Source organism: Streptomyces sp. NPDC054849 (assembly GCF_053610945.1).
Genome location: NZ_JBSGZI010000056.1, coordinates 1 through 22,327 on the forward strand (window position 1 = coordinate 1; position 22,327 = coordinate 22,327).

The 22,327-nt window shown below is 72.6% G+C and carries 18 protein-coding genes; 5 read left to right on the forward strand and 13 right to left on the reverse strand.

What is annotated here, in order from left to right; genetic code table 11:
• Together ACWGIF_RS23020 and ACWGIF_RS23025 are read right to left on the reverse strand one after the other, a co-directional pair.
• On the reverse strand, nt 1–842 hold an 842-nt coding region (locus ACWGIF_RS23020), incomplete at its 3' end, for an alpha/beta fold hydrolase (protein ID WP_453500225.1).
• Nucleotides 843–1,172: 330 nt separating this feature from the next.
• Entirely contained in the window at nt 1,173–1,865 is a 693-nt protein-coding gene (locus ACWGIF_RS23025) for a metal-dependent transcriptional regulator (protein WP_453500227.1), read from the reverse strand.
• Between the two features lie 245 nt (nt 1,866–2,110).
• On the opposite strand from ACWGIF_RS23025, the gene ACWGIF_RS23030 reads away from it, so the two are divergent.
• Both ACWGIF_RS23030 and ACWGIF_RS23035 read left to right on the forward strand, forming a co-directional pair.
• Entirely contained in the window at nt 2,111–2,866 is a 756-nt protein-coding gene (locus ACWGIF_RS23030; protein ID WP_453500229.1) for an SIS domain-containing protein, read from the forward strand.
• A gap of 83 nt (nt 2,867–2,949) precedes the next feature.
• Nucleotides 2,950–3,633: a serine hydrolase domain-containing protein gene (locus tag ACWGIF_RS23035; protein WP_453500231.1), complete on the forward strand. Its 684-nt coding sequence runs from the start codon at nt 2,950–2,952 to the stop codon at nt 3,631–3,633.
• Between the two features lie 12 nt (nt 3,634–3,645).
• Here ACWGIF_RS23035 and ACWGIF_RS23040 read toward each other — a convergent pair whose 3' ends face one another.
• From ACWGIF_RS23040 to pdxH, 3 genes are all read right to left on the reverse strand, one after another.
• Nucleotides 3,646–4,959, reverse strand: coding sequence for a PAS domain-containing protein (locus ACWGIF_RS23040; RefSeq protein ID WP_453500233.1), 1,314 nt, complete (start codon nt 4,957–4,959; stop codon nt 3,646–3,648).
• Between the two features lie 170 nt (nt 4,960–5,129).
• The gene (locus ACWGIF_RS23045; RefSeq protein ID WP_453500235.1) at nt 5,130–5,741 is read right to left on the reverse strand and encodes a PH domain-containing protein; all 612 of its coding nucleotides are present in this window, start codon (nt 5,739–5,741) and stop codon (nt 5,130–5,132) included.
• A gap of 324 nt (nt 5,742–6,065) precedes the next feature.
• Nucleotides 6,066–6,728: a pyridoxamine 5'-phosphate oxidase gene (pdxH, locus tag ACWGIF_RS23050; RefSeq protein ID WP_453500236.1), complete on the reverse strand. Its 663-nt coding sequence runs from the start codon at nt 6,726–6,728 to the stop codon at nt 6,066–6,068.
• A 200-nt stretch (nt 6,729–6,928) separates the two neighbouring features.
• On the opposite strand from pdxH, the gene ACWGIF_RS23055 reads away from it, so the two are divergent.
• Entirely contained in the window at nt 6,929–8,035 is a 1,107-nt protein-coding gene (locus ACWGIF_RS23055; RefSeq protein WP_453500238.1) for a citrate synthase 2, read from the forward strand.
• Between the two features lie 124 nt (nt 8,036–8,159).
• On the opposite strand, the gene ACWGIF_RS23060 is transcribed toward ACWGIF_RS23055, so the two are convergent.
• The 7 genes from ACWGIF_RS23060 to ACWGIF_RS23090 form a co-directional block, all read right to left on the reverse strand.
• Nucleotides 8,160–8,756 carry a TetR/AcrR family transcriptional regulator gene (locus ACWGIF_RS23060; RefSeq protein WP_453500240.1) on the reverse strand — a complete coding sequence of 199 codons (597 nt, stop codon included), beginning with the start codon at nt 8,754–8,756 and terminating at the stop codon, nt 8,160–8,162.
• The gene (locus ACWGIF_RS23065; RefSeq protein ID WP_453500242.1) at nt 8,744–9,481 is read right to left on the reverse strand and encodes an enoyl-CoA hydratase family protein; all 738 of its coding nucleotides are present in this window, start codon (nt 9,479–9,481) and stop codon (nt 8,744–8,746) included. The genes ACWGIF_RS23060 and ACWGIF_RS23065 overlap by 13 nt, the downstream gene beginning before the upstream one ends.
• 297 nt (nt 9,482–9,778) lie before the next feature.
• Nucleotides 9,779–10,948, reverse strand: coding sequence for an acyl-CoA dehydrogenase family protein (locus ACWGIF_RS23070; protein WP_453500244.1), 1,170 nt, complete (start codon nt 10,946–10,948; stop codon nt 9,779–9,781).
• Entirely contained in the window at nt 10,945–12,900 is a 1,956-nt protein-coding gene (locus tag ACWGIF_RS23075; RefSeq protein WP_453500246.1) for an ATP-binding protein, read from the reverse strand. The genes ACWGIF_RS23070 and ACWGIF_RS23075 overlap by 4 nt, the downstream gene beginning before the upstream one ends.
• Nucleotides 12,901–12,908: 8 nt before the next feature.
• On the reverse strand, nt 12,909–14,507 hold the full coding sequence (locus tag ACWGIF_RS23080) for an acyl-CoA carboxylase subunit beta (RefSeq protein ID WP_453500248.1): 1,599 nt from the start codon (nt 14,505–14,507) through the stop codon (nt 12,909–12,911).
• Complete coding sequence (locus ACWGIF_RS23085; RefSeq protein WP_453500307.1) at nt 14,504–16,228, reverse strand: acyclic terpene utilization AtuA family protein; 1,725 nt, start codon at nt 16,226–16,228, stop codon at nt 14,504–14,506. Before ACWGIF_RS23085 ends, ACWGIF_RS23080 begins: the two co-directional genes overlap by 4 nt.
• A gap of 68 nt (nt 16,229–16,296) precedes the next feature.
• Nucleotides 16,297–17,109 carry a TIGR03084 family metal-binding protein gene (locus ACWGIF_RS23090; RefSeq protein ID WP_453500250.1) on the reverse strand — a complete coding sequence of 271 codons (813 nt, stop codon included), beginning with the start codon at nt 17,107–17,109 and terminating at the stop codon, nt 16,297–16,299.
• 343 nt (nt 17,110–17,452) lie between these two features.
• Between ACWGIF_RS23090 and ACWGIF_RS23095 the strand changes: the two genes are divergently transcribed.
• Complete coding sequence (locus ACWGIF_RS23095; RefSeq protein WP_453500252.1) at nt 17,453–19,075, forward strand: CocE/NonD family hydrolase; 1,623 nt, start codon at nt 17,453–17,455, stop codon at nt 19,073–19,075.
• Nucleotides 19,076–19,255: 180 nt separating this feature from the next.
• Entirely contained in the window at nt 19,256–19,780 is a 525-nt protein-coding gene (locus ACWGIF_RS23100) for a hypothetical protein (RefSeq protein WP_453500254.1), read from the forward strand.
• A gap of 9 nt (nt 19,781–19,789) precedes the next feature.
• Here ACWGIF_RS23100 and ACWGIF_RS23105 read toward each other — a convergent pair whose 3' ends face one another.
• Nucleotides 19,790–22,180, reverse strand: a complete 2,391-nt coding sequence (locus tag ACWGIF_RS23105) for an ATP-binding cassette domain-containing protein (RefSeq protein ID WP_453500256.1) — start codon at nt 22,178–22,180, stop codon at nt 19,790–19,792.
• Nucleotides 22,181–22,327: the final 147 nt, after the last annotated feature.

The window sequence follows — 22,327 nt, forward strand, 5'->3', positions numbered from 1 at the left end:
GGTTCCACGGCCGCGCGCCAGGCCGTCGGCTGGTCGTAGTGGAGGTAGTGGCCGGCGTCGGGGATTTCCGCGTAGCGGCCGGCCGGGAGGACGCGGACCATTTCCTGCGCTTCGGCCCGGCCCAGTTCGCCGTCGAGGCCGCGGACCACCAGGGTCGGGCAGCGGACCTGGGCCAGTTCCTCCCAGTGGGCGTCGTAGACCCAGGTCTCACGGGCCGTCAGCATCTGGCGCCGGGAGAAGACCGGTCGCCAGCCGTCCTGGGCCTCGTGCATGACCTCGGCGAAGAAGGCGCCGCGGCCGGGGTCGGGCCGTTCCACCCGGGGGTCGTCCTCGCCGAACCAGCGGCGGGCCGCGTCCTGCGTGGGGAAGGGCAGGGGCCAGTGGTGGAACCAGTCCTCCCAGTCCTGCTGGGAGGCCGCACCGAGGGCCGAGGCGCGCATGTCGCAGATGACCAGGGCTGCGACCAGGTCCGGGCGGCGGGCCGCGAGCTGCCAGGCGGTGAGCGCGCCCATGGAGTGGCCGATCAACGTCACGGGGGCGAGGCCGAGCTGCTCGACGGCGGCCTCGGCGTCGGCCACGAAGGCCTCGCGCCCCAAGGAGGTGTGGACCTCGGGACCGGTGGACGGGCGGTCGCTCTGGCCGTGTCCGCGCTGGTCCAGGGCCACGACGCGGTGGCGCTCGCGGAGCCAGCGGGCGGTGCCGGTCCAGTGGAAGGCCCGGCCCATCAGACCGTGCAGTAACAGCACCCCGGGGCGTGGGTCGGCCTCTGCCGGTGCGTCGCGGAACTCCCAGGCGGCAAGGCGGACACCGTCGGCTCCCGTCACATCGATGCGCTGTACCACCGCAGATGCACCCCCTTCGCTCCCCGCCAGACTATCGAACCCGTATTCGAAAACGGGGTTCTCGCCCACAACACCGCTCTTTCGAGTGACCTTGCTCAAGGATTGGCCGCCGCTGCCGATGGAGATCCTTTCAACAGGGAGGCGGGCCGCTCGGGGAAGACGGTCCGAGGGGATGACCTTGAGAGCTCGGGGCTCCAGGTCGCAAAGGGGAGGACCGGTCCCGGCGCCGCAAGGCGCCGGGACCGCCCACACCACAACCGATCCGTAAGGCCCGCAGGGGTGAGGTCCCTTACGGACGGATCCACGCCGGCGCGAACGCCGACCGCAGGATCAGCGCTTCGCCACGAACACGTGCGAGGCGACCTCCGCATCCAGCTCGGCGGCCTCGCCGCCACTGCCGACCAGAACACCCCCCGGAGACTCGGTCACACTCACCACCGAGCCGGGCTGTACCCCGGCCCGCCGGAGCGTATACATCAGCTGCGCGTCCGTCTGGATCGGCTCACCGATCCGGCGCACGACCACGGTCTTGCCCTCGCTGCCCGCGTCGAGCTCGGACAGGCTGACCATGCCGTCCTCCAGGAAGGGGTCGGCCTCCGCCTTCTCCCCCAGCTCCTCCAGCCCGGGGATCGGATTCCCGTACGGCGACTCGGTCGGGTGGCGCAGCAGCTCCAGCACCCGCCGCTCCACCGCCTCGCTCATCACGTGCTCCCAGCGGCAGGCCTCGGCGTGCACCTGCTCCCACTCCAGGCCGATGACGTCGACGAGCAGGCACTCGGCGAGCCGGTGCTTGCGCATCACGCGCGTCGCCAGCCTCCGCCCCTCGTCCGTCAGCTCAAGGTGCCGGTCGCTGGCGACGGCCACCAGGCCGTCCCGCTCCATCCGCGCCACCGTCTGGCTCACCGTCGGACCGCTCTGGTCGAGCCGCTCCGCGATACGGGCGCGCATGGGGACCACACCTTCCTCTTCCAGCTCAAGGATGGTGCGGAGATACATCTCCGTGGTATCGATCAGTCCGGACATTCGTGCCCCTCGGATTGCGTGCGCTGGCCCTGCCCCCAATTCTGACGCATCGGACAGACAACCGTCCCGTGCCCGGGGTCAAGAGCGGCCCGGGACATCGGGGAGGAAGATCGCCCGGATGTCGCCGGCGGGCGCCGCCCGGACGTTTGACGCGGGATTGACGTTCGTATTGACACGCCCTTGGTCCAGACCGCACGGTGAGCGGCGGACACGGACGCACCCACCTCTGGAAGGGCCAACGGCGTATGAGCGAGAGCAAGCTGGCCGGTCAGTTCTTCGACGCCGCCATCGGCCTGCTGGAGCGGGTGCGGGACCAGGAGGCCGCGCACATCGCCGAGGCCGGCTCCCTCATCGCCGACGCCGTCGCCTCCGGCAACCGGCTCTTCGCCTTCGGCGCCGGGCACTCCTCGCTGCCCGCGCAGGACGTGGTCTACCGGGCCGGCGGCCTGGCCCTGATGAACTTCCTCGCCGTCCCGGGCACGGTCGGCATCGACGTCATGCCCGCGACGCTGGGCAGCGCCCTGGAACGGGTCGACGGCCTCGCCGGCGCCGTCCTGGACAGCAGCCCCGCCTCCGACGGCGACGTCCTCGTGATCATCTCCCTCTCCGGGCGCAACGCCCTGCCCGTCGAGATGGCCATGAACGCACGCGCCATCGGCCTCAAGGTCATCGGCGTGACCTCGGTGGCGTACGCGACGGAGACCAAGTCACGGCACGTCTCCGGCACCTTCCTCAAGGACCACTGCGACGTCGTCCTCGACAGCAAGATCGCGGTCGGCGACGCCGAGCTGAGCATCGACGGCATCGACGCGCCCTTCGCCCCCGCCTCCACCGTCGTGACCAGCGCGATCATGCAGGCGGTCATGGCGGCGGCGGCCGGCGAGCTCGCCGACCGAGGAGTGGAGCCGCCGCTGCTGCGCTCGGGCAACGTCGACGGCGGCCACGAGTGGAACGGCCGCGTGCTGCAAGAGTACGGCGACCGGATCTTCTTCCGGCACTGATCCCGGCCGGTCGCCGGGCGCGGGCCCCGTTCCTACGATGGGTGGGAAGAACTCGGGGCCCCGGAGATCAGAGGTGACCGGGTATGTCCGCCACTCCCGCCCCGAACCCGACACCCACCGCGTCGCACGCCTCCCGCCGGGCCCTGCGGGCCGGTGCGGCCTCGCTCCTGCTGCTCGTGACGGGCGGCGTGGCGGCCCCGGCCGCCGCGAGTACACCGGCGGCCCAGGCCGTCCAGGCCGCGGCCTTCTCCGCCGCCGGGCGTCAGGACGACGGTCGGCAGGACGCCCCCGACCGGGATCACGTCACGCAGGACCTCGACCCGGCCACCGTCGCCCGGCTCGACGCCGCGATCACCGCGGCGATGAAGAAGGACGCCATCCCCGGCGTGATCGTCGGCCTGTGGATGCCAGGCCGCGGCGACTACGTGAAGTCCTTCGGCGTGGCCGACCGGCAGTCCGGCACTCCCATGAAGTCCGACCTCCACATGCGCATCGGCAGCGTCACCAAGACGTTCACCGTCACCGCCGTCCTCCAACTCGTCGACCAGGGACGCCTCAAGCTCGACGACCCGATCTCGAACTACGTCGACAAAGTCCCGGGCGGCGACCGGATCACCCTGCGGCAGCTCGCCGCCATGCGCAGCGGCCTGTACGACTACACCGCCGACCCGACGTTCCTCGAAGCCCTGCGCAGCGACCCGCAGCGCGCCTACACCCCGCAGCAGCTGCTCGACCTCGCCTTCGCCCACCCGGCGGACCGCGACTAGGGCGACAGGCCCTCAGGGCGCGGAGCCTCCCGCCGCCAGGTCCAGGTCGGCCGCGACGCGGGCCGCGACCTCCTCCGCGTACGCCGCGTCCGCCCGCTCGAAGGCGACCCGCGACGGGCCGCGCAGGAACGTCAGCGCCCCCAGGGTCCGCCCCCGGCTCCGCAGCACCGTGCACAGCACGTGCGCCGCGCCCTCGGGCCACTGACGGGCCCGCGCCCACTGCGCGTCCGCCTCCCCGCGCGGGGCGCTGGTCCGCACCGAGCCGATCCGGTCCAGCGCCTGCAGCGCCGGATGTCCGGCCGCGTACCGCACCGGGATCGACCCGGGCCCCGACAGCGCCGGCGGCGACGCGACGGACCGTACGAGCCTTCGCCGCTCGGGACCGGCCGCCGGATCCAGTACGTCCAGCAGTACGTGCTCGGCGAAACCGGCGAGGGCGAAGTCCAGGCGTACGGCGGCCGCCTCGGCCGGGTCCTCGCACTCGGCGGCGGCCCGCCCCGCCCGGTGCAGCTGGTGCGACCGGAACCGCAGCTGCGCCGTGTCCAGCTGCTCCTGCCGGGCCTCGGTGACGTCCTGGAACAGCCAGCCGACACCCAGCGGCACCGGCTCCTCCGCGAGCGGCGAGGCCAGCCGCAGGAACCCGCACCGCCAGCACCTGCGGCGCACCCCCTCCGGCGTGCGCACCGCGACCCACATCTCCACCGGCGTGGGCGGCGCCCCCTCGGCGAGTACGTGCTGCAGAGCGCCTTCGAGTTCCTCCACGCCCTGGGTGAGCAGTTCTCCGAGCGGCCGCCCGAGCAGCGCGGTACGGCCGGTCCCGAAGGCGCGCGCGGCGTGTGCGTTGACCACGGCGGGCCGCAGGTCGACGTCGACGAGGACGACGCCCCACGAGGCGTCCTCCATCAGGGCCTCGCTCAGCGCGATCGACCGCTCCAGGTCGATCTGCGCGTGCACCTCGGTGAAGGCGCAGTACACCCCGGCCGGTTTCCCGTCCGCGCCCGGCACCCCGGCGGACTGGGTCCGTACGAGCACGCGCCCGCCGTTCTTGGTCAGCAGCGCGAACTCGTTGACCTGCCGGCCGGGCACGTGCTGGGCCGCCATGAGTCTGTCCTGCACGTCCTGCGCGTCGGCGGCCCGTACCGCCCACCCCGCGAACCCCTTGCGCCCCACGGCCTCACCGGCGGACCAGCCCAGGATCCGCTCGGCCTCACGGTTCCAGTGGGTGATCACACCGTCGGCGTCGAACGCGCACAAGGCGGCGTCCATCCCGTCCAGCAGCGCGGCGAGCAGATCGTCGGTGGTCTCGTTACGCCCGGAAGCAGTCACCTGGCACCCCCAGCAGGCGTTCGCGTGTGCGGCACGTCAGATCATTCAACTGGAACGTGACGCACCCCACACCGCTTTCCCCGGATTGGGTACGAGAAATCCGGTGACCCTCCGCCCCGCGTCCGGCCCGGGTCCGTTCCGAGTCTCACCGGGGTCCGGCCCGGCTCCGCTCAGGAGGGGCCGGGGAACGCGGCGTAGCCCAGGACGCCGGCCATGATCGCGACCACGATCCCGCCCCCGATCCACCACGCGGTGGACGGCCGGTACAGCCTCTCCCACCGCGCGTTCTGCCGGGCGATCCGCGCCTCGGCCTGCGCATCCGGTGTCCAGTCGGCCCCGCGCAGCTCCTCCAGGAGGGACCGCAGGACGAGGGCTTCCCGTTCGGCGTCCGGCAGCTCCTCGTCGTCCACGCACGGCAGCAGCAGCCGCCGGCCGTCGCCGAGGTAGGCGTAGGTGACGATCGAGGCCCCGGCGTTCGGCTGCGGAACGGTCACCGTACGGATGTCATGGAGCTCGCTCCAGGCCAGACGGCGCACGCCCAGCCCGTTGCAGCGGGTGACGCCCTGGCCGTCGACGCGCGTGAACTGGCGCGGTCTCGCGGCGATGGCCAATGCGACGAAGGCCGCGAACAGGGCCAGGATCAGCCCCTTCAGCCAGCCGGGCCAGGGCAGCTCCAGGGAGAGGATGCCGAGCAGGACGAGTTTGCCGACCAGCAGAACGATCACGGCGGTCGAATGGCGCCGGTCGTGCCGGTACTCGCGCGGCAGCGCGGCTTCTTGCATGGTTTCCCCCCACAGCTCCTGGACCCGTCGCGTCGCCGGCCCGCCGCGCACACGGCCGTCGGAGATAAACGGTTGTGGCTGCCGCGATGCCTGCCTAGGCTCGGACGTACACGAGAAGGGAGGTGGTTCCCGCAATGTACGGAAACCGGACGCGTGAGGTGGCTGCGGGCTAAGCGCCCGTCGTCGCACGCACCCAGTGCGGTGCCCGGCGGGATCGCCAGGCGCCAATCCACAGCAGTCACCCGACCCGCGGGCTCGCCGGTACGTCCGGCCGGCTTCTCCCACTGCAGGGGAGAGACCCGAGCCCGCGGGTCGTCTGCTTCCCTAGGGGCAGAGCCTCTCGATGCGCCACTTGTCCGCGTCCAGGACGTAGCGCAGGCGGTCGTGCAGGCGGTTCTCGTGGCCCTGCCAGAACTCCACCGCGTCCGGGACCACACGCAGACCGCCCCATTCCGGCGGGACCGGGACCTGCTCGCCCTCCGGGTACCGGGCGGCGAGCTCGGCGTAGCGGCGGTCCAGCTCCGCGCGGGAGCCGATCACGCTGGACTGCTCGCTCGCCCAGGCGCCCAGCTGGGAGCCGTGCGGGCGGGAGCGGAAGTACGCCGCCGTCTCGTCGCGGCCGATGCGGGTCGCCGTGCCGGTGACGACCACCTGGCGGGAGATCGGGTGCCAGGGGAAGAGCAGGGAGACGTACGGGTTCTCGGCGATCTCGCGGCCCTTGCGGGAGGCGTAGTTGGTGAAGAACACAAAGCCCCGCCCGTCGAACTGCTTCAGCAGCACCGTGCGCGAGCTGGGCCGTCCGTCCGCGGTGGCCGTCGACACGATCATGGCGTTCGGTTCGAAGAGGTGCGAGTCCGCGGCCTGCTGGAACCACAGGGCGAACTGGTCCATCGGGCCCTCGGCGAGGGTCTCCTCGTGGACGATCTCCGAGCGGTACTGCTTGCGCATCATGGCGGGGTCAATGTCCTGATCGGTCACGCGTGCCATCCTGCCGCAGCGGGACCGGTGACGGTGTGCCGTATGTCACGCTTCCGCAGTCGCGGCGGAGCGGCCAAAATCTTGGGGCCGGTCCGAAGGTGCCCAAGCGGGTGACCATCGGCCCTGCCGGGCATCAACGGGGATGACCGCGCCGGACCGCGAGTCACGCCGGGAGCCGCGCGTGTTCGCACTATCTGAGGAGCCGCCTGATGTCCGACTTCGTACCCGGGCTCGAAGGGGTCGTCGCGTTCGAGACGGAGATCGCCGAGCCCGACAAGGAAGGCGGATCGCTCCGCTACCGGGGCGTCGACATCGAAGACCTCGTGGGCCACGTCTCCTTCGGGAACGTCTGGGGTCTTCTGGTCGACGGTGCTTTCAACCCCGGCCTGCCGGCCGCCGAGCCCTTCCCGATCCCGGTCCACTCGGGTGACATCCGCGTGGACGTCCAGTCCGCGCTGGCCATGCTGGCCCCCGTGTGGGGTCTGAAACCGCTGCTGGACATCGACGCGCAGACCGCCCGCGACGACCTGGCGCGCGCGGCCGTGATGGCGCTGTCGTACGTCGCCCAGTCCGCCCGCGGCCAGGGCCTGCCCATGGTGCCGCAGCAGGAGATCGACAAGGCCGAGTCCGTGGTGGAGCGGTTCATGATCCGCTGGCGGGGCGAGCCGGACCCGAAGCACGTCAAGGCCGTCGACGCGTACTGGACCTCCGCCGCCGAGCACGGGATGAACGCCTCCACCTTCACGGCGCGGGTGATCGCCTCCACCGGTGCGGACGTCGCCGCGGCACTGTCCGGAGCCGTGGGCGCGATGTCGGGACCGCTGCACGGCGGGGCGCCGTCCCGCGTGCTCGGCATGATCGAGGAGATCGAGCGCACCGGCGACGCCGTCGCGTACGTGAAGAAGGCCTTGGACAAGGGCGAGCGCCTGATGGGCTTCGGGCACCGCGTCTACCGCGCCGAGGACCCGCGCGCCCGCGTGCTGCGGCGCACCGCCAAGGAGCTGGACGCCCCGCGCTACGAGGTGGCCGCCGCGCTGGAGAAGGCCGCGCTGGAAGAGCTGCACGCGCGCCGCCCCGACCGGGTGCTGGCCACCAACGTGGAGTTCTGGGCCGCGATCATGCTGGACTTCGCCGAGGTGCCGGCGCACATGTTCACGTCGATGTTCAGCTGCGCCCGTACCGCGGGCTGGTCGGCGCACATCCTGGAGCAGAAGCGCACCGGCCGCCTGGTGCGGCCGTCGGCCCGTTACACGGGGCCGGGCCGGCGCAACCCGCAGGAGATCGAGGGCTACGCGGACATCGCCGAGACCGCGTGATCCCGTAACGGGCAGCCGCTGGGCGCCGTATCCCGTACCGGGGGTGCGGCGCCCTGCCGTTTCGCCGGCCGTGCCCCCTGCCCGTTCCTCGGCGGGGGTCTCAGGCCAGGGCCCCGCCGGGGTCTCAGACCAGGGCCCCGTCGAGGATGCGGGACCACTGGGCCACCACGCGGGCCCGGCGGGCCGTGTCGTCGGTGAGGACGTTGGCCAGGCCCAGGCCGCGGGCCATGTCGAGGAGGCCTTGCACGGTCTCCCGTACCCCCGGCACGGACTCGTCCGCGCCCAGCAGCTCGACGGCGATGCGGTGGGTCTCGCGGCCGACCCTGGCCTCCAGTTCGGTGACCCGGGGGCGCAGCTGCTCCTCGTTGGATGCGGCGACCCACAGCTGCAGCGCGGCCCGGAAGAGAGTGCCCGTGTACAGGTCCACGAGTGCCTCCACCACGGCCGGGCGGGCCGCCGGGCCGGCGTGGAACAGGTCGCGCAGGGCCGTGGACCGCTCCTCGGCCACGTACTCGACGGCCGCGGTGAACAGGTCCTCACGGGTTGGGAAATGGTGCTGGGCGGCGCCGCGCGAGACGCCGGCCCGTTCGGCGACGACGGCGACGGTGGAACCCGCCCACCCGTGTTCCGCCAGGCAGGACACGGCCGCCTCCAGGAGGTGGCGGCGGGTGACGCGGCTGCGCGCCTGCTTGGGGCCGGTCGCGCCGGTCACAGTGCCCATGACGGTTCCCGGCGCTCGAAGCGGGCGGTGATGCCCTCGCGGCCTTCGGGGGAGGCGAACAGTCCCGCGGACAGCACCGTCAGGCGGGCGCCGTCGCGCTCCAGGGCCTCGCGCACGGCGGCGGCCGTCAGCGCCTTGGTCGCGGCCAGGCCCTGCGGGGAGGCCTTGCGCAGGCCGGCGAGTACGGGAGCCAGGGCCTCGTCCACGTCCTCCGCGTGCAGGGTGAGCAGGCCGATCCGGGCGGCTTCGGCGGCGTCGAAGGCCTCGGCGGTGAGGAAGTAACGGGCGGCGGCGCGCGGGTCGAGGCGCGGGAGCAGCGGGATGGAGATCACCGTGGGGGCGAGGCCGAGATGGGTCTCGGTGAAGGCGTACGAGGACTGCGGTCCGCCGGCGGCGATGTCGCAGACGCCGAGCAGGCCGAGGCCGCCGGCCCGGACGTGGCCGGTGACCCGGGCGATGACGGGCTTGGGCAGCCCGGCGATCTCACTGAGCAGGGCCACGAAGTCGGCCGGGTCGAAGGGGGCCTTGAGGTCGGCCCCGGAGCAGAAGGTGGTGCCGGTGTGGGTGAGGACGACGGCGCGGACCGCCGGATCCGCGCCCGCCGCGGCGAGGGCGGCCCGGAGGTCTGCGAGGAGCTCTGCGGAGAGGGCGTTGCGGTTGGCCGGGGAGTCCAGGGTGAGGGTGGTGACTCCGGCCGCGGTTGCGGTGTGTACGGGTGTGGCCATGTCTCCTCCGGAACGGTGTGCGGGGCGTACGAGATGGGCCGGTCCTCCCGGTGAGGGTATGCGGGCCGCCTGCGGCTCGGCCGCCTGGGCTCCGCCGAAGCCCGGCTCACCGGGGCCTGGGGCTCCGCCTCACCCCGCTCCTCGAACGCCGCCGGGCTGAGCGGCATTTGAGGCGCGGGGCTCGGGGCGGAGCCCCGGTCATTGAGCCCCGCCGGCGATTGAGGCGCGGAGCTCGGGGCGGAGCCCGGGGAACGGTCGAAGGGTGGGGCGGGGAGAGGCTCCGCGCAGCGGACCCGCCTAGTACGACTTCGGCAGGCCCAGGGTCTGGTGGGAGACGAAGTTGAGGATCATCTCCCGGCTGACGGGGGCGATCCGGGCGACTCGGGACGCGGTGATCAGCGAGGCCAGGCCGTATTCGCGGGTGAGTCCGTTGCCGCCGAGGGTGTGCACGGACTGGTCCACCGCCCGCACGCACGCCTCCCCCGCGGCGTACTTCGCCATGTTCGCGGCCTCCCCCGCCCCCATGTCGTCGCCCGCGTCGTACAGCCCGGCGGCCTTCTGCATCATCAGGCGGGCCAGTTCCAGCTCGATGTGTGCCTGGGCCAGCGGATGGGCCACGGCCTGGTGGGCGCCGATCGGCTCCCTCCACACCTGGCGGGTCTTCGCGTAGTCCACGGCCTTGGCGAGGGCGTAGCGGCCCATCCCGATGGCGAAGGCGGCGGTCATGATCCGCTCGGGGTTGAGTCCGGCGAACAGCTGGAGCAGGCCCGCGTCCTCGTCGCCCACGAGTGCGTCGGCGGGCAGGCGCACCTCGTCGAGGACGAGTTCGAACTGCTTCTCCGCGGCCTGGAGTTCCATGTCGATGACCGTGCGGGAGAAACCGGGGGTGTCGCGCGGGACGATGAAGAGGCAGGGCTTGAGGCGTCCGGACCGGGCGTCCTCGGTGCGGCCGACGACGAGGGTGGCGTCGGCGATGTCGACGCCGGAGATGAAGACCTTGCGGCCGGTGAGGACCCAGTCGTCGCCGTCGCGGCGGGCCGTGGTGGTGATCCGGTGGGAGTTGGATCCGGCGTCGGGTTCGGTGATGCCGAAGGCCATGGTTCGGCTGCCGTCGGCGAGGCCGGGGAGCCAGGCCTGCTTCTGGGCCTCGGTGCCGAAGCGGGCGATGACCGTGCCGCAGATGGCGGGCGACACGACCATCATGAGCAGCGGGCAGCCCGCGGCGCCGAGTTCTTCGAGGACGATGGACAGTTCGGCGATGCCGCCGCCTCCGCCGCCGTACTCCACGGGGAGGTTCACCCCGAGGTAGCCGAGTTTCGCGGCGTCGGCCCACAGCTCGTCGGGGTGGCCCCCCTCGCGGGCGACGCGGGCGAGGTACTCGCGGCCGTAGCGCTGCCCGAGGGCGGCGACGGCGGCGCGCAGGGCCTTGTGCTCTTGGGTCTCGACGGTGCTGGTGGCGGAGCTCATGACGGCGGTTCCTCCTGGACTACGGCGAGCAGGGCGCCGAATTCGACCTGTTGGCCGGTGACGGCGTGGAGCGCGGTGAGCGTGCCGGAGGCGGGAGCGACGATGCGGTGCTCCATCTTCATGGCCTCCAGCCAGAGCAGGGGCTGCCCGGCGGTGACGGGACGGCCGGGGGCGAGGCCCTCGGCGATGCGGACGACGGTGCCTGGCATGGGGGCGAGCAGGGAGCCCGGTTCGGTGCGGTCCTGGGGGTCGGGGAACCGGGGGACGGGGGTGAGGGTGTGGGCGCCGAGCGCGGAGTCCACGTAGATCTCGGTCCGGTCGGTCCTGCCGGGGTTGTTCGAATTACGTTTCACGTGGAACACCCGCCGGATGCCCTCGACTTCGAGGGTGACGAGGGTGGGGGTGGCGGCCAGGACCCGGATGCCGGGGTGGTCGACGAGGCGGGGCGGGAGACGGGGGCAGGAGCGGTAGCGGACCTCGTACTCGGTGCCGGCCGCGGTGTAGCGGCGGACCTGCGGCCGGGAGGGGACGTTGCGCCAGCCGCCGAGGCGGGAGGCGAGGGGGGCGTCCGGTGCCGGGGCCGCTTCGGCGAGGGCCGCGGCGAGGGCGGCCGGGGTGGCGTCCGGGGTGCCCTCGGTGAGCGTGGTGAGGTGGCGCTCGTAGAAGCCGGTGTCGGGCTGCCCGGTGGTGAACTCCGGGTGGCGCAGGGACCGTACGAGGAGCTCGCGGTTGGTGGTGAGTCCGTGGATGCGGGCTCCGGCGAGGGCGTGGGCGAGGGTGCGGACCGCCTCGGCGCGGGTGGGGGCGTGGGCGACGACCTTGGCGAGCATGGGGTCGTAGTGGATGCCGACGGTGTCCCCGTCGGTGAAGCCGGTGTCCACACGGACCTCGCCGGGGATGGCGAGGGTGTGCAGGACGCCGGTCTGCGGACGCCAGTCCTGGGCGGGGTCCTCGGCGTAGAGGCGGGCCTCGACGGCGTGGCCGGTGGGCTCCGGGGCCGCGGGAGGCAGTGCCTCGCCCTCGGCGACCCGCAGCTGGAGTGCCACGAGGTCGAGGCCGAAGACGGCTTCGGTGACGGGGTGTTCGACCTGGAGGCGGGTGTTCATCTCCAGGAAGTACGGGCGTCCGTCGGCGGTGACGAGGAACTCGACGGTACCGGCGCCCTGGTAGGAGACGGCGCGGGCGGCGGCGACGGCGGCGGAGTGGAGGTTCTCGCGCAGTTCTTCCGGCAGCCCGGGCGCGGGGGCCTCCTCGATGACCTTCTGGTGCCGGCGCTGGAGTGAGCAGTCGCGGGTGCCGAGTGCCCAGACGGTGCCGTGGGCGTCGGCGAGGATCTGCACCTCGACGTGGCGGCCCCGCTCGATGTAGGGCTCGGCGAACACCTCGCCGTCACCGAAGGCCGATCGGGCCTCGGCGCGGGCCCCGTCGAGGGCCTCTCCGAGGCGGTCGAGTTCGCGGACCACGCGCATCCCGCGACCACCGCCCCCGGCCGCGGCCTTGAGCAGGAGGGGCAGGTCGGCGGGGGTGGCGGCGGCCGGGTCGACAGGGTCGAGGAGCGGTACGCCGGCGGCGCGCATCAGCTCCTTGGCCCGGGTCTTGGAGGCCATGGCCTCGATGGCCTCGGGGGGCGGGCCGATCCAGGTGAGCCCGGAGGCCCGGACCTCGCGGGCGAAGTCGGCGTTCTCGGAGAGGAAGCCGTAGCCGGGGTGGACGGCGTCGGCGCCGGCGGCGAGGGCGGCCTTGATGATCAGGTCGCCGCGCAGGTAGGTGTCGGCGGGGGCCGCGCCGGGCAGGCGGACGGCCGCGTCGGCGTCGCGGACGTGCAGGGCGTCGGCGTCCGGGTCGGAATGGACGGCGACCGTGGCCAGGCCGAGGGCCCGGGCGGTGCGGAAGATCCGGGCGGCGATCTCGCCCCGGTTCGCGACGAGCAGGGAGGTGATCAGCTGAGTCATGTGCGGGCTCACATCCGGAAGACGCCGAAGCCGCCACGGGCGCCCTCGACGGGGGCGTTGTGGACGGCCGACAGGCACAGGCCGAGGACGGTGCGGGTGTCGCGGGGGTCGATGACCCCGTCGTCGTACAGCCGCCCGGACAGGAACATCGGCAGGGACTCCGACTCGATCTGCGCCTCCACGAAGGCGCGCATCCCGGCGTCGGCCTCCTCGTCGTACGGCTGCCCCTTCGCGGCGGCCGACTGCCGCGACACGATGGAGAGCACTCCGGCCAGCTGCTGGGGCCCCATGACGGCGGACTTGGCGCTGGGCCAGGCGAAGAGGAAGCGGGGCTCGTAGGCGCGGCCGCACATGCCGTAGTGGCCGGCGCCGTAGCTCGCCCCGATGAGCACGGACAGGTGCGGGACCTTCGAGTTGGAGACCGCGTTGATCATCATCGAGCCGTGTTTGATGATGCCGCCCTGCTCGTACTCCTTGCCGACCATGTAGCCGGTGGTGTTGTGGAGGAAGAGGAGGGGGATGTCGCGCTGGTTGGCGAGCTGGATGAACTGCGCGGCCTTCTGGGACTCGGAGCTGAACAGCACGCCCTGGGCGTTGGCGAGGATGCCGACCGGATAGCCGTGGAGGGTGGCCCAGCCGGTGACGAGGCTGGTGCCGTAGAGGGGCTTGAACTCGTCGAAGTCGGAGGCGTCGACGATCCGGGCGATGACCTCGCGCGGGTCGAAGGGCGTCTTCAGGTCGGGCGGGACGATGCCGAGGAGTTCCTCGGGGTCGTAGAGGGGTTCCTCGGCCTTCGGCGGGTCCTGGTACGGCTTGCGGTGGTTCAGGCGGGCCACGACGCGGCGGGCCTGGCGGATCGCGTCGTGCTCGTCGAGGGCGTAGTAGTCGGCGAGGCCGGAGGTGCGGGCGTGCATGTCGGCCCCGCCGAGGGACTCGTCGTCGCTCTCCTCGCCGGTGGCCATCTTGACCAGGGGCGGACCGCCGAGGAACACCTTGGAACGGTCCTTGATCATGATGGTGTGGTCGGACATGCCGGGGATGTACGCGCCGCCGGCGGTGGAATTGCCGAAGACGACGGCGACGGTCGGGATGCCGTCGGCCGAGAGCCGGGTCAGGTCGCGGAAGATCGCACCGCCCGGGATGAAGATCTCCTTCTGCGAGGGCAGGTCGGCGCCGCCGGACTCGACGAGGCTGATGCAGGGGAGGTGGTTCTGCCGGGCGATCTCGTTGGCCCGCAGCGCCTTCTTCAGCGTCCAGGGGTTGCTGGCGCCGCCGCGGACCGTGGGGTCGTTGGCGGTGACCAGGCACTCCACGCCCTCGACCGTGCCGATGCCGGTGACCATGGACGCCCCGACGGGGTAGTCGCTGCCCCAGGCGGCCAGCGGGGACAGCTCCAGGAACGGTGTGTCCGGGTCGATGAGCAGCTCGATGCGCTCGCGGGCCAGGAGCTTGCCGCGCGCCTGGTGGCGGGCCGTGTACTTCTCACCGCCGCCCTGCAGGGCCTTGGCGTGCTCGGCGTCGAGGGCGGCGAGGCGTTCCAGCGCGGCGGTACGGGCCTGCGCGTGCTCGGGGGCGTGCGGATCGACGGTGGTGCGGAGGCGGGTCATGGGCCGGTCCCCTCCGGGGCGGGTGCGGGGCCCTGGGCGGGCCGCAGCAGGTGGGTCGGGATGTCCAGGTGGCGGGCGCGGAGCCATTCGCCGAGGGCCTTCGCCTGGGGGTCGAAGCGGTGGCCGGAGGCGACGCCGTCGCCGAGGATGCCGGTGATGGTGAAGTTCAGCGCGCGGAGGTTGGGGAGCGGGTGGCGGTGCACTGCGTGCGCGCGGGTCTCGGGGAGCAGGTGCTGGAACAGCTCCGTGGTGAGGGTGTCGTGCAGCCAGGCCCAGGCTGCGTCGGACTCGACCCATACGCCGACGTTGGCGTCGCCGCCCTTGTCGCCGCTGCGGGCCCCGGCCAGTGTCCCGAGGGGCGCGCGGGTGGTGGGCCCTGCGGGGCTCTCCCCCACCCCGCCCCTTCCCGAACCGGGGCTGCGCCCCAGACCCCCGTCCCGTGGCTCCGCCCCGGACGCTTCGGGGGCTCCGCCCCAGGACCCCCGCGCCTCAAACGCCGGCGAGGCTGGATCTGCAGCGGTCATCTGCAGTCGGGTGCCGTCCGGGAGGGCCGCGGTGTGGGGGACCTCGGCGGCCGGGACGAGGGCCGACGTGAAGACCCCGTACGGCTGGGCCGGGCCCGGTGGGGCGGTGACGTGGAAGCCCGGGTAGCTGCCCAGGGCCAGCTCGATCGCCGTGGAGCTGAGGGCGCGGCCGACGCGGTCCGGGGAGGGGTCGCGGACCACCAGGCGCAGCAGTGCGCTCGCCGTCTCCTGTGTCGGGGCGTCCTCGTGGTCCGTGCGGGCCAGGGTCCAGTCGGCGGTGGCCACGCCGTCCAGGGCCTCGGACAGCTGCGCGCGGACCAGGGCCGCCTTGGCCTCGATGTCCAGGCCGGTCAGGACGAAGACGACCTCGTTGCGCCAGCCGCCGAGGCGGGTGACGCCCACCTTGAGGGTGGGCGGCGGGGGTTCGCCCTGTACTCCGGTGATGCGTACGCGGTCGGCGCCCTCGTCCGTCAGCCTGACGGTGTCCAGGCGGGCCGTGACGTCCGGGCCGAGGTAGCGCACGCCCTGGGTCTCGTAGAGGAGTTGGGCCGTGACGGTGCCTGCGGTGACGGCTCCGCCCGTGCCGGGGTGCTTGGTGATCACCGCTGAGCCGTCCGCGGAGATCTCCGCGAGGGGGAAGCCCGGGCGGCGGACGTCGTGCGCGGTGAAGAAGGCGTAGTTGCCTCCGGTGGCCTGGGTGCCGCACTCCAGGACGTGGCCCGCGACGACCGCCCCCGCCAGCCGGTCGTAGTCGTCCGGAGCCCAGTCGAACCACCAGGCCGCCGGGCCGCTCACCAGCGCCGCGTCCGTGACCCGGCCGGTCACGACCACGTCGGCGCCGGCCCGCAGGCAGGCCGTGATCCCCGCGCCCCCGAGGTAGGCGTTGGCGGTCAGTGCCCCGTCCTCGCCCGGTGTGAGGTCGTCGCCCTCGACGTGGGCCACGCGGACGGGGACACCGGTCTTGGCGGCCAAGGCCCTTACCGCGTCGGCGAGTCCGGCCGGATTGAGACCGCCGGCGTTCGCGACGATCCGTACGCCCCGCTCGTGCGCGAGCCCGAGCCCTTCCTCCAGCTGGCGCAGGAAGGTCTTGGCGTAGCCGAGGCCGGGGTTCTTCAGGCGGTCGCGGCCCAGGATCAGCATGGTCAGCTCGGCCAGGTAGTCCCCGGTCACCACGTCCAGGGGGCCGCCGGTGAGCATCTCGCGCAGGGCGCTGAAGCGGTCCCCGTAGAAGCCGGAGGCGTTGCCGATCAGGAGCGCCCGGCGCGTCACCGCGAGGTTCCCGGGGTGCGGCCGGGTCCCGACGGGCCCGCGAAGGCCTGGGCGATGTCCAGCCAGCGGTCCGCGTCGGCGCCGACGGCGGTCAGGGCCAGGTCGGCACGGTGCGCCCGCCGGGTCACCAGGAGGCAGAAGTCGAGCGCCGGGCCGGTGACGCGCTGCGGAGCGCCGGGCGGGCCGTACGCCCACACCTGCGCGCCGTCGGGGGCGGTCAGCTCCACCCGGAATTCCCCGACAGGCGCGGGCAGGCCGTGTACGGCGTAGGCGTAGTCGCGGGCCCGTACGCCGATCCGCGCCACGTGCCGCAGCCGCCCGGTCGGGGTGCGGCGCACTCCGAGGGCGTCGGCGATGTCCTGGCCGTGCGCCCAGGTCTCCATCAGCCGGGCGCCGGCCATCGAGGCGGCCTTCATCGGCGGGCCGTACCAGGGGAACCGGGTGTCGGGCGAGGCCGCGGCGAGTGCCTCGTCGAGGGCGGCGCGGGTGGCCCGCCAGCGGGCGAGCAGCTCGACGGGCGGCAGCGTCGCGCCCTCCTCCGCGCCCTCGTCGACGAAGGAGTCGGGGGCCTTCAGTGCCTGCTCGACCATGCTGCCGAAGCCGGTGGGGTCGGTGAGGGAGAGCAGCGAGGCCCGGTCGGTCCAGTGCAGGTGGGCGATCTGGTGGGCGACGGTCCAGCCGGGCGCGGGGGTGGGCCGGGCCCAGTCGGCGGCGGACAACTCCGCCACCAGGGCGTCGAGTTCACGGCCCTCCTCGCGCAGATCGGCAAAGACGGCGACGACGGCGTCGGCGGCGGACGGATCGGTCACGGTGCGCTCCCCTCTCGGCGTGAGGGGAAGACTGGCAGCACGCGAGAAAACAATCAAGCGTGCTTGCATGATTTTCTCGGGGGGCGGCGCCTTCCCGCCACGCCCGCCAAACCCCGGCGGGCTACGGGGAGTTGCCATGGGGTGCGCCGACCGCAGGTCCCGCCGCGCGGCGGCCGGCGGGAACGGAGGGCGCGATTCAGGCCGTAAGCCGGAAACTCGCGATACGTCACCGGATGTCCCGTCGATACTGAACGTTCCGCTCCGGGCCCCGCCACGCACCACTCCCCACGTTCGTGTCACTCGACGAAGACGACTCAGACGACGACGAAGAGGATGGACTGACGTGACTCCAGCCGCCCGAACCCCCTTCTCCCTCTATCCCGAACTCGACGGGACCGCCCTCCGCGCCTTCGTCACCGCCCTGGAGAGCGGCGACGTCACCGGCCTCGCCCCCGCCCGCGCCGCCGAGATCGCCGAAGTCCGCTCCCTCGCCGTCTTCACCCGCGGCAAGGTGACCGGCGCCGACGGCGACGTCCTGGACGCCGCGCTCTGGCGCCACACCGGGGCACAGCCGCGCCCGGTGGTCGTCATGCCCTCGCCCTGGACGAGCCTGGGCTGGCTCACGTACGCCGTCCAGGCCACCCGCTTCGCGACCCACGGCTACAACGTCCTGGCCTACTCCGCCCGTGGCTTTGCCGGCTCCGAGGGTCAGGTCGACGTGGCGGGCCCGCTCGACGTCGCCGACGGCAGCCGGGCCTTGGACCACATCATCGAGCGCAGCACCGGCCCCGTGACGAAGATCGGCTTCCTCGGGGACTCGTACGGCTCCGGCATCAGCCAACTGGTCGCCGCACACGACACCCGCATCGACGCCGTGGTCGCCCTCAGCACCTGGGGCGATCTCGGGGAGGCGTTCTACGAGAACTCCACGCGCCACATCGCAGCCGTACGGGCGCTGCTCACGGCCGCCGCGAAGGCGCGGCTGAGCCCGCAGACCCAGAGCGTCTTCGACAACATCCTTACCGGCCGCGACGTCCAGGGCACCCTGCGCTGGGCGGAGGCGCGTTCGCCCTTCGGTCACATCAAGGAGCTCAACCGCCGGCAGGTGCCGGTGTTCTTCTCGCACGCCTGGCACGAGACGCTCTTCCCGGCCAACCAGACCCTGAAGATGTTCAACGAGCTGACCGGCCCCAAGCGCCTCGCCCTCTCCATCGGCGACCACTCCGGCCCCGAGACGAGCGGCATGCTCGGTCTGCCCAACCGGATCTGGAGCGACGCCCACCGCTGGTTCGACCATCACCTCAAGGGGATCGACAACGGCATCGGCGACGAGGGGCAGGTGCTCGGCGAGGTCATGTGGAGCAAGACCCTCGAACCCCGTCCCACCTGGCCCTCCCTGACCGAACAGGTGTACCGGCTGCACCTGGCGGACGACGGCGAGCTCGGCGAGGATCCGCAGGCCGGCTGGACGGCGACCGTGCTGTGCGGGATGGACACCCCGGCGACCGTCGCCGACAGGATCGTCGAGTCGGGCCATGCGGAGATGGCCGGCCGCCCGAAGGTCTATCCGACCCACGACATCGACCGCACGGTCGCCGCGGTGTGGACCGCGGACCCGGCCGCGGAGACCGTGCGGCTGCGCGGCATACCGCGGCTGCGCGTGACGTACCGGGCGGCGAACCCCGGGTCCACCTTCGTCGCATACCTCCTCGACGTGGCGCCAGACGGCGACGCGCACCTCGTCACGCACGCCCCGTTCAGCGATCTCGACTCGCCGCCCGACAGCCTGATCAGCGCGGACATCGAACTCCAGGCGACGGCGTACGACGTGCCGCGCGACCACCGGCTGATGCTGGTGATCGACGCGCGCGACCCCTTCTACGGCGACGCCAACCTGCCGCGCGCGTCGCTGGCGTTCACGTCACCGGAGGCGACCCCCTCCTATCTGGACCTGCCACTCGGATAGGGACGCACACCCGCCCGCCCGGGCGCGGGACCCGCGGCCGGGCGGGACCCGCGGCCGACAGCCGCCCTCCGCGCCTGACTTCGGCGTATCGGGGGCACCGGCAGGCTCCGGGGAGCGCAGACTTGACGGCCGGGGCCGTGCGCGCTGGGCACACGGCCGGAGAAGTCACGGGGTGCGTCGGTGGAGCTCAGCTCGGTGGTCATCGCGGTGGCGGGTGTTGCAGGAACCCTGGGAGGAGCGCTCCTCACCCAACGCGGCTCCGAACGCGCCAAACGCCGGGAGATAGAACTCGTCCGCGGCCACGACGAGGTCCGCGAGAACCGCGCCCTGAGGCGCACGTGCTACGCGGAACTCAACCGGGACGCCAGGCAGTTCACCACGGCGCTCAACCGCCACCTGCACGTCCTGCGGGAACGCGGCGTGCAGGAGGCGGACGTCGACGCGCTCGAGGAGGCGAAGAACACCCACCGCGACCGCTACTCGGAAGCACAGATGATCGCCCCCGACGAGGTGCTCGTCCGGGCGAAGGACGTCAACCGGGCGCTGACCGCGGTCTACGGGCAGGTCAAACGCCTCGAACGCGGTGCCCCCGAACCGGGCGAGACCCTGGAGACGGCGGGCAGGGCCCAGTACGGCATCTGGGCGCTGCTCGCCGCCATGAGGACCGCCATGCGGGAGGACCTGGGTGTCTCACGGGCGGATTGAGGGGCTCGGTCAGGCGGTGACGTAGGCCGCGAGGTGTTCGCCCGTGAGGGTGGAGCGGGCGGTGACGAGGTCGGCGGGGGTGCCCTCGAAGACGATCTTTCCGCCGTCGTGGCCCGCGCCGGGGCCGAGGTCGATGATCCAGTCCGCGTGCGCCATGACCGCCTGGTGGTGCTCGACGACGATGACCGACTTGCCGGAGTCGACGAGCTGGTCGAGCAGGCCGAGCAGCTGCTCGACGTCGGCGAGGTGCAGGCCGTTGGTCGGCTCGTCGAGGACGTAGACGCCGCCCTTGTCCGCCATGTGCGTGGCCAGCTTGAGGCGCTGGCGCTCGCCGCCGGACAGGGTGGTCAGCGGCTGGCCGAGGGTGAGGTAGCCGAGCCCGACGTCGGCGAGCCGGCGCAGGATGCGCTGCGCGGCCGGAGTGTGCGCCTCGCCCGCGGAGAAGAACTCCTCGGCCTCGGCCACCGGCATCGCGAGGACCTCGCTGATGTCGCGCCCGCCGAGGCGGTAGTCCAGGACCGACGCCTCGAACCGCTTGCCCTCGCAGTCCTCACAGGTCGCGGAGACGCCCGCCATCATCCCCAGGTCGGTGTAGATGACGCCCGCGCCGTTGCAGGTGGGGCACGCCCCCTCGGAGTTGGCGCTGAACAGCGCCGGCTTGACACCGTTGACCTTCGCGAAGGCCTTGCGGATCGGGTCGAGCAGGCCGGTGTACGTCGCCGGGTTGCTGCGGCGCGAACCCTTGATCGGGGTCTGGTCGACCGACACCACACCCTCGCCCGCCGGGATCGACCCGTGCACGAGCGAGCTCTTGCCGGAGCCGGCGACTCCGGTGACGACGCACAGCACCCCGAGCGGGATGTCGACGTCGACGCCCTGCAGGTTGTTCGTCGTCGCGCCGCGGATCTCCAGCGTGCCGGTGGCGCTGCGCACCGTCTCCTTGAGGGAGGCCCGGTCGTCGAAGTGGCGGCCGGTGACGGTGCCGCCGCCCCGCAACTCCTCGACGGTCCCCTCGAAGCAGACGGTGCCGCCCGCGCTGCCGGCGCCGGGGCCGAGGTCGACGATGTGGTCGGCGATCGCGATCGTCTCCGGCTTGTGCTCCACGACGAGCACCGTGTTGCCCTTGTCCCGCAGCCGCCGCAGCAGGCCGTTCATGCGCTGGATGTCGTGGGGGTGCAGGCCCGCGGTGGGCTCGTCGAAGACGTAGGTGGTGTCGGTGAGCGAGGAGCCGAGGTGGCGGATCATCTTGACGCGCTGGGCCTCGCCGCCCGACAGCGTGCCCGACGGCCGGTCGAGCGCGAGGTAGCCGAGGCCGATCTCCACGAACGAGTCGAGGGTCTGCTGCAGCGCGGTGAGCAGCGGCGCCACCGAGGGCTCGTCGAGACCGCGGACCCACGTGGCCAGATCGCTGATCTGCAGCGCGCAGGCGTCGGCGATGCTGACCCGCTTGATCTTCGAGGACCGGGCCCCCTCGCTGAGCCGGGTGCCCTCGCACTCGGGGCAGGTGGTGAAGGTGACCGCCCGCTCCACGAACGCCCGGATGTGCGGCTGCATGGCGTCCTTGTCCTTGGACAGGAACGACTTCTGGATCTTCGGGATCAGCCCTTCGTAGGTGAGGTTCACGCCGTTGACCTTCACCTTGACCGGCTCCCCGTAGAGGAAGGCCTGCATCTCCTTCTTGGTGTACTTGCGGATCGGCTTGTCCGGGTCGACGAAGCCCGACTGGGCGTAGACCTGCACGGTCCACTGGCTGTCGGACTTCCAGCCGGGGATGGTGAACGCGCCCTCGGCGAGCGACTTGGAGTCGTCGTAGAGCTGGGTGAGGTCGATGTCGGAGACCGAGCCCCGGCCTTCGCAGCGCACACACATGCCGCCGGTGCGGTTGAAGGTCGCCTTCACCGCCTTCTGCGCCCCGCGCTCGACGGTGATCGCGCCGCTCGCCCGGACCGAGGGGACGTTGAAGGCGTACGCGCTGGGCGGGCCGATGTGGGGCTTGCCGAGCCGGCTGAAGAGGATGCGCAGCATGGCGTTGGCGTCGGTGGCGGTGCCGACCGTGGAGCGGGGGTCGGCGCCCATGCGCTGCTGGTCGACGATGATCGCCGTCGTCAGCCCCTCCATGACGTCGACCTCGGGCCGTCCCAGCGTCGGCATGAAGCCCTGGACGAACGCGCTGTAGGTCTCGTTGATCAGCCGCTGCGACTCCGCGGCGATCGTGTCGAACACCAGCGAACTCTTGCCCGAGCCGGAGACGCCGGTGAACACCGTCAGCCGGCGCTTCGGGATCTCGATGCTGACGTCCTTGAGGTTGTTCACGCGCGCGCCGTGCACGCGGATCAGGTCGTGGCTGTCGGCAGCGTGCGGCTCGGGCGCCTGCGTGCCCGTCCTCTTGGCCTTGCTCATCGTGTCTCCATCTGTGGGGCGGGCCGCCTCGGCGCTCGCCGTCGGCGTCGCCGGACCGGTCGGGGCCGCCCCGAGCCGTACGTCTGGTGTCTGGTTCGGATCGTCTTCGTGCCGCGGGGCGGTGCGGTGCCGCGCGGCGCGGTCGCA

Excerpts from the sequence above, each read along its gene's own strand:
- ACWGIF_RS23055 (WP_453500238.1), top strand. The coding sequence starts at position 6,929 with ATGTCCGACTTCGTACCCGGGCTCGAAGGGGTCGTCGCGTTCGAGACG.
- ACWGIF_RS23025 (WP_453500227.1), bottom strand. The coding sequence starts at position 1,865 with ATGTCCGGACTGATCGATACCACGGAGATGTATCTCCGCACCATCCTT.
- ACWGIF_RS23105 (WP_453500256.1), bottom strand. The coding sequence starts at position 22,180 with ATGAGCAAGGCCAAGAGGACGGGCACGCAGGCGCCCGAGCCGCACGCT.
- ACWGIF_RS23065 (WP_453500242.1), bottom strand. The coding sequence starts at position 9,481 with ATGGCCACACCCGTACACACCGCAACCGCGGCCGGAGTCACCACCCTC.
- ACWGIF_RS23080 (WP_453500248.1), bottom strand. The coding sequence starts at position 14,507 with ATGACCCGCCTCCGCACCACCGTCGATCCGCACGCCCCCGAGCACGCG.
- ACWGIF_RS23035 (WP_453500231.1), top strand. The coding sequence starts at position 2,950 with ATGTCCGCCACTCCCGCCCCGAACCCGACACCCACCGCGTCGCACGCC.
- ACWGIF_RS23085 (WP_453500307.1), bottom strand. The coding sequence starts at position 16,228 with ATGCTCACCGGCGGCCCCCTGGACGTGGTGACCGGGGACTACCTGGCC.
- ACWGIF_RS23045 (WP_453500235.1), bottom strand. The coding sequence starts at position 5,741 with ATGCAAGAAGCCGCGCTGCCGCGCGAGTACCGGCACGACCGGCGCCAT.
- pdxH (WP_453500236.1), bottom strand. The coding sequence starts at position 6,728 with ATGGCACGCGTGACCGATCAGGACATTGACCCCGCCATGATGCGCAAG.
- ACWGIF_RS23075 (WP_453500246.1), bottom strand. The coding sequence starts at position 12,900 with ATGACTCAGCTGATCACCTCCCTGCTCGTCGCGAACCGGGGCGAGATC.
- ACWGIF_RS23070 (WP_453500244.1), bottom strand. The coding sequence starts at position 10,948 with ATGAGCTCCGCCACCAGCACCGTCGAGACCCAAGAGCACAAGGCCCTG.
- ACWGIF_RS23060 (WP_453500240.1), bottom strand. The coding sequence starts at position 8,756 with ATGGGCACTGTGACCGGCGCGACCGGCCCCAAGCAGGCGCGCAGCCGC.
- ACWGIF_RS23030 (WP_453500229.1), top strand. The coding sequence starts at position 2,111 with ATGAGCGAGAGCAAGCTGGCCGGTCAGTTCTTCGACGCCGCCATCGGC.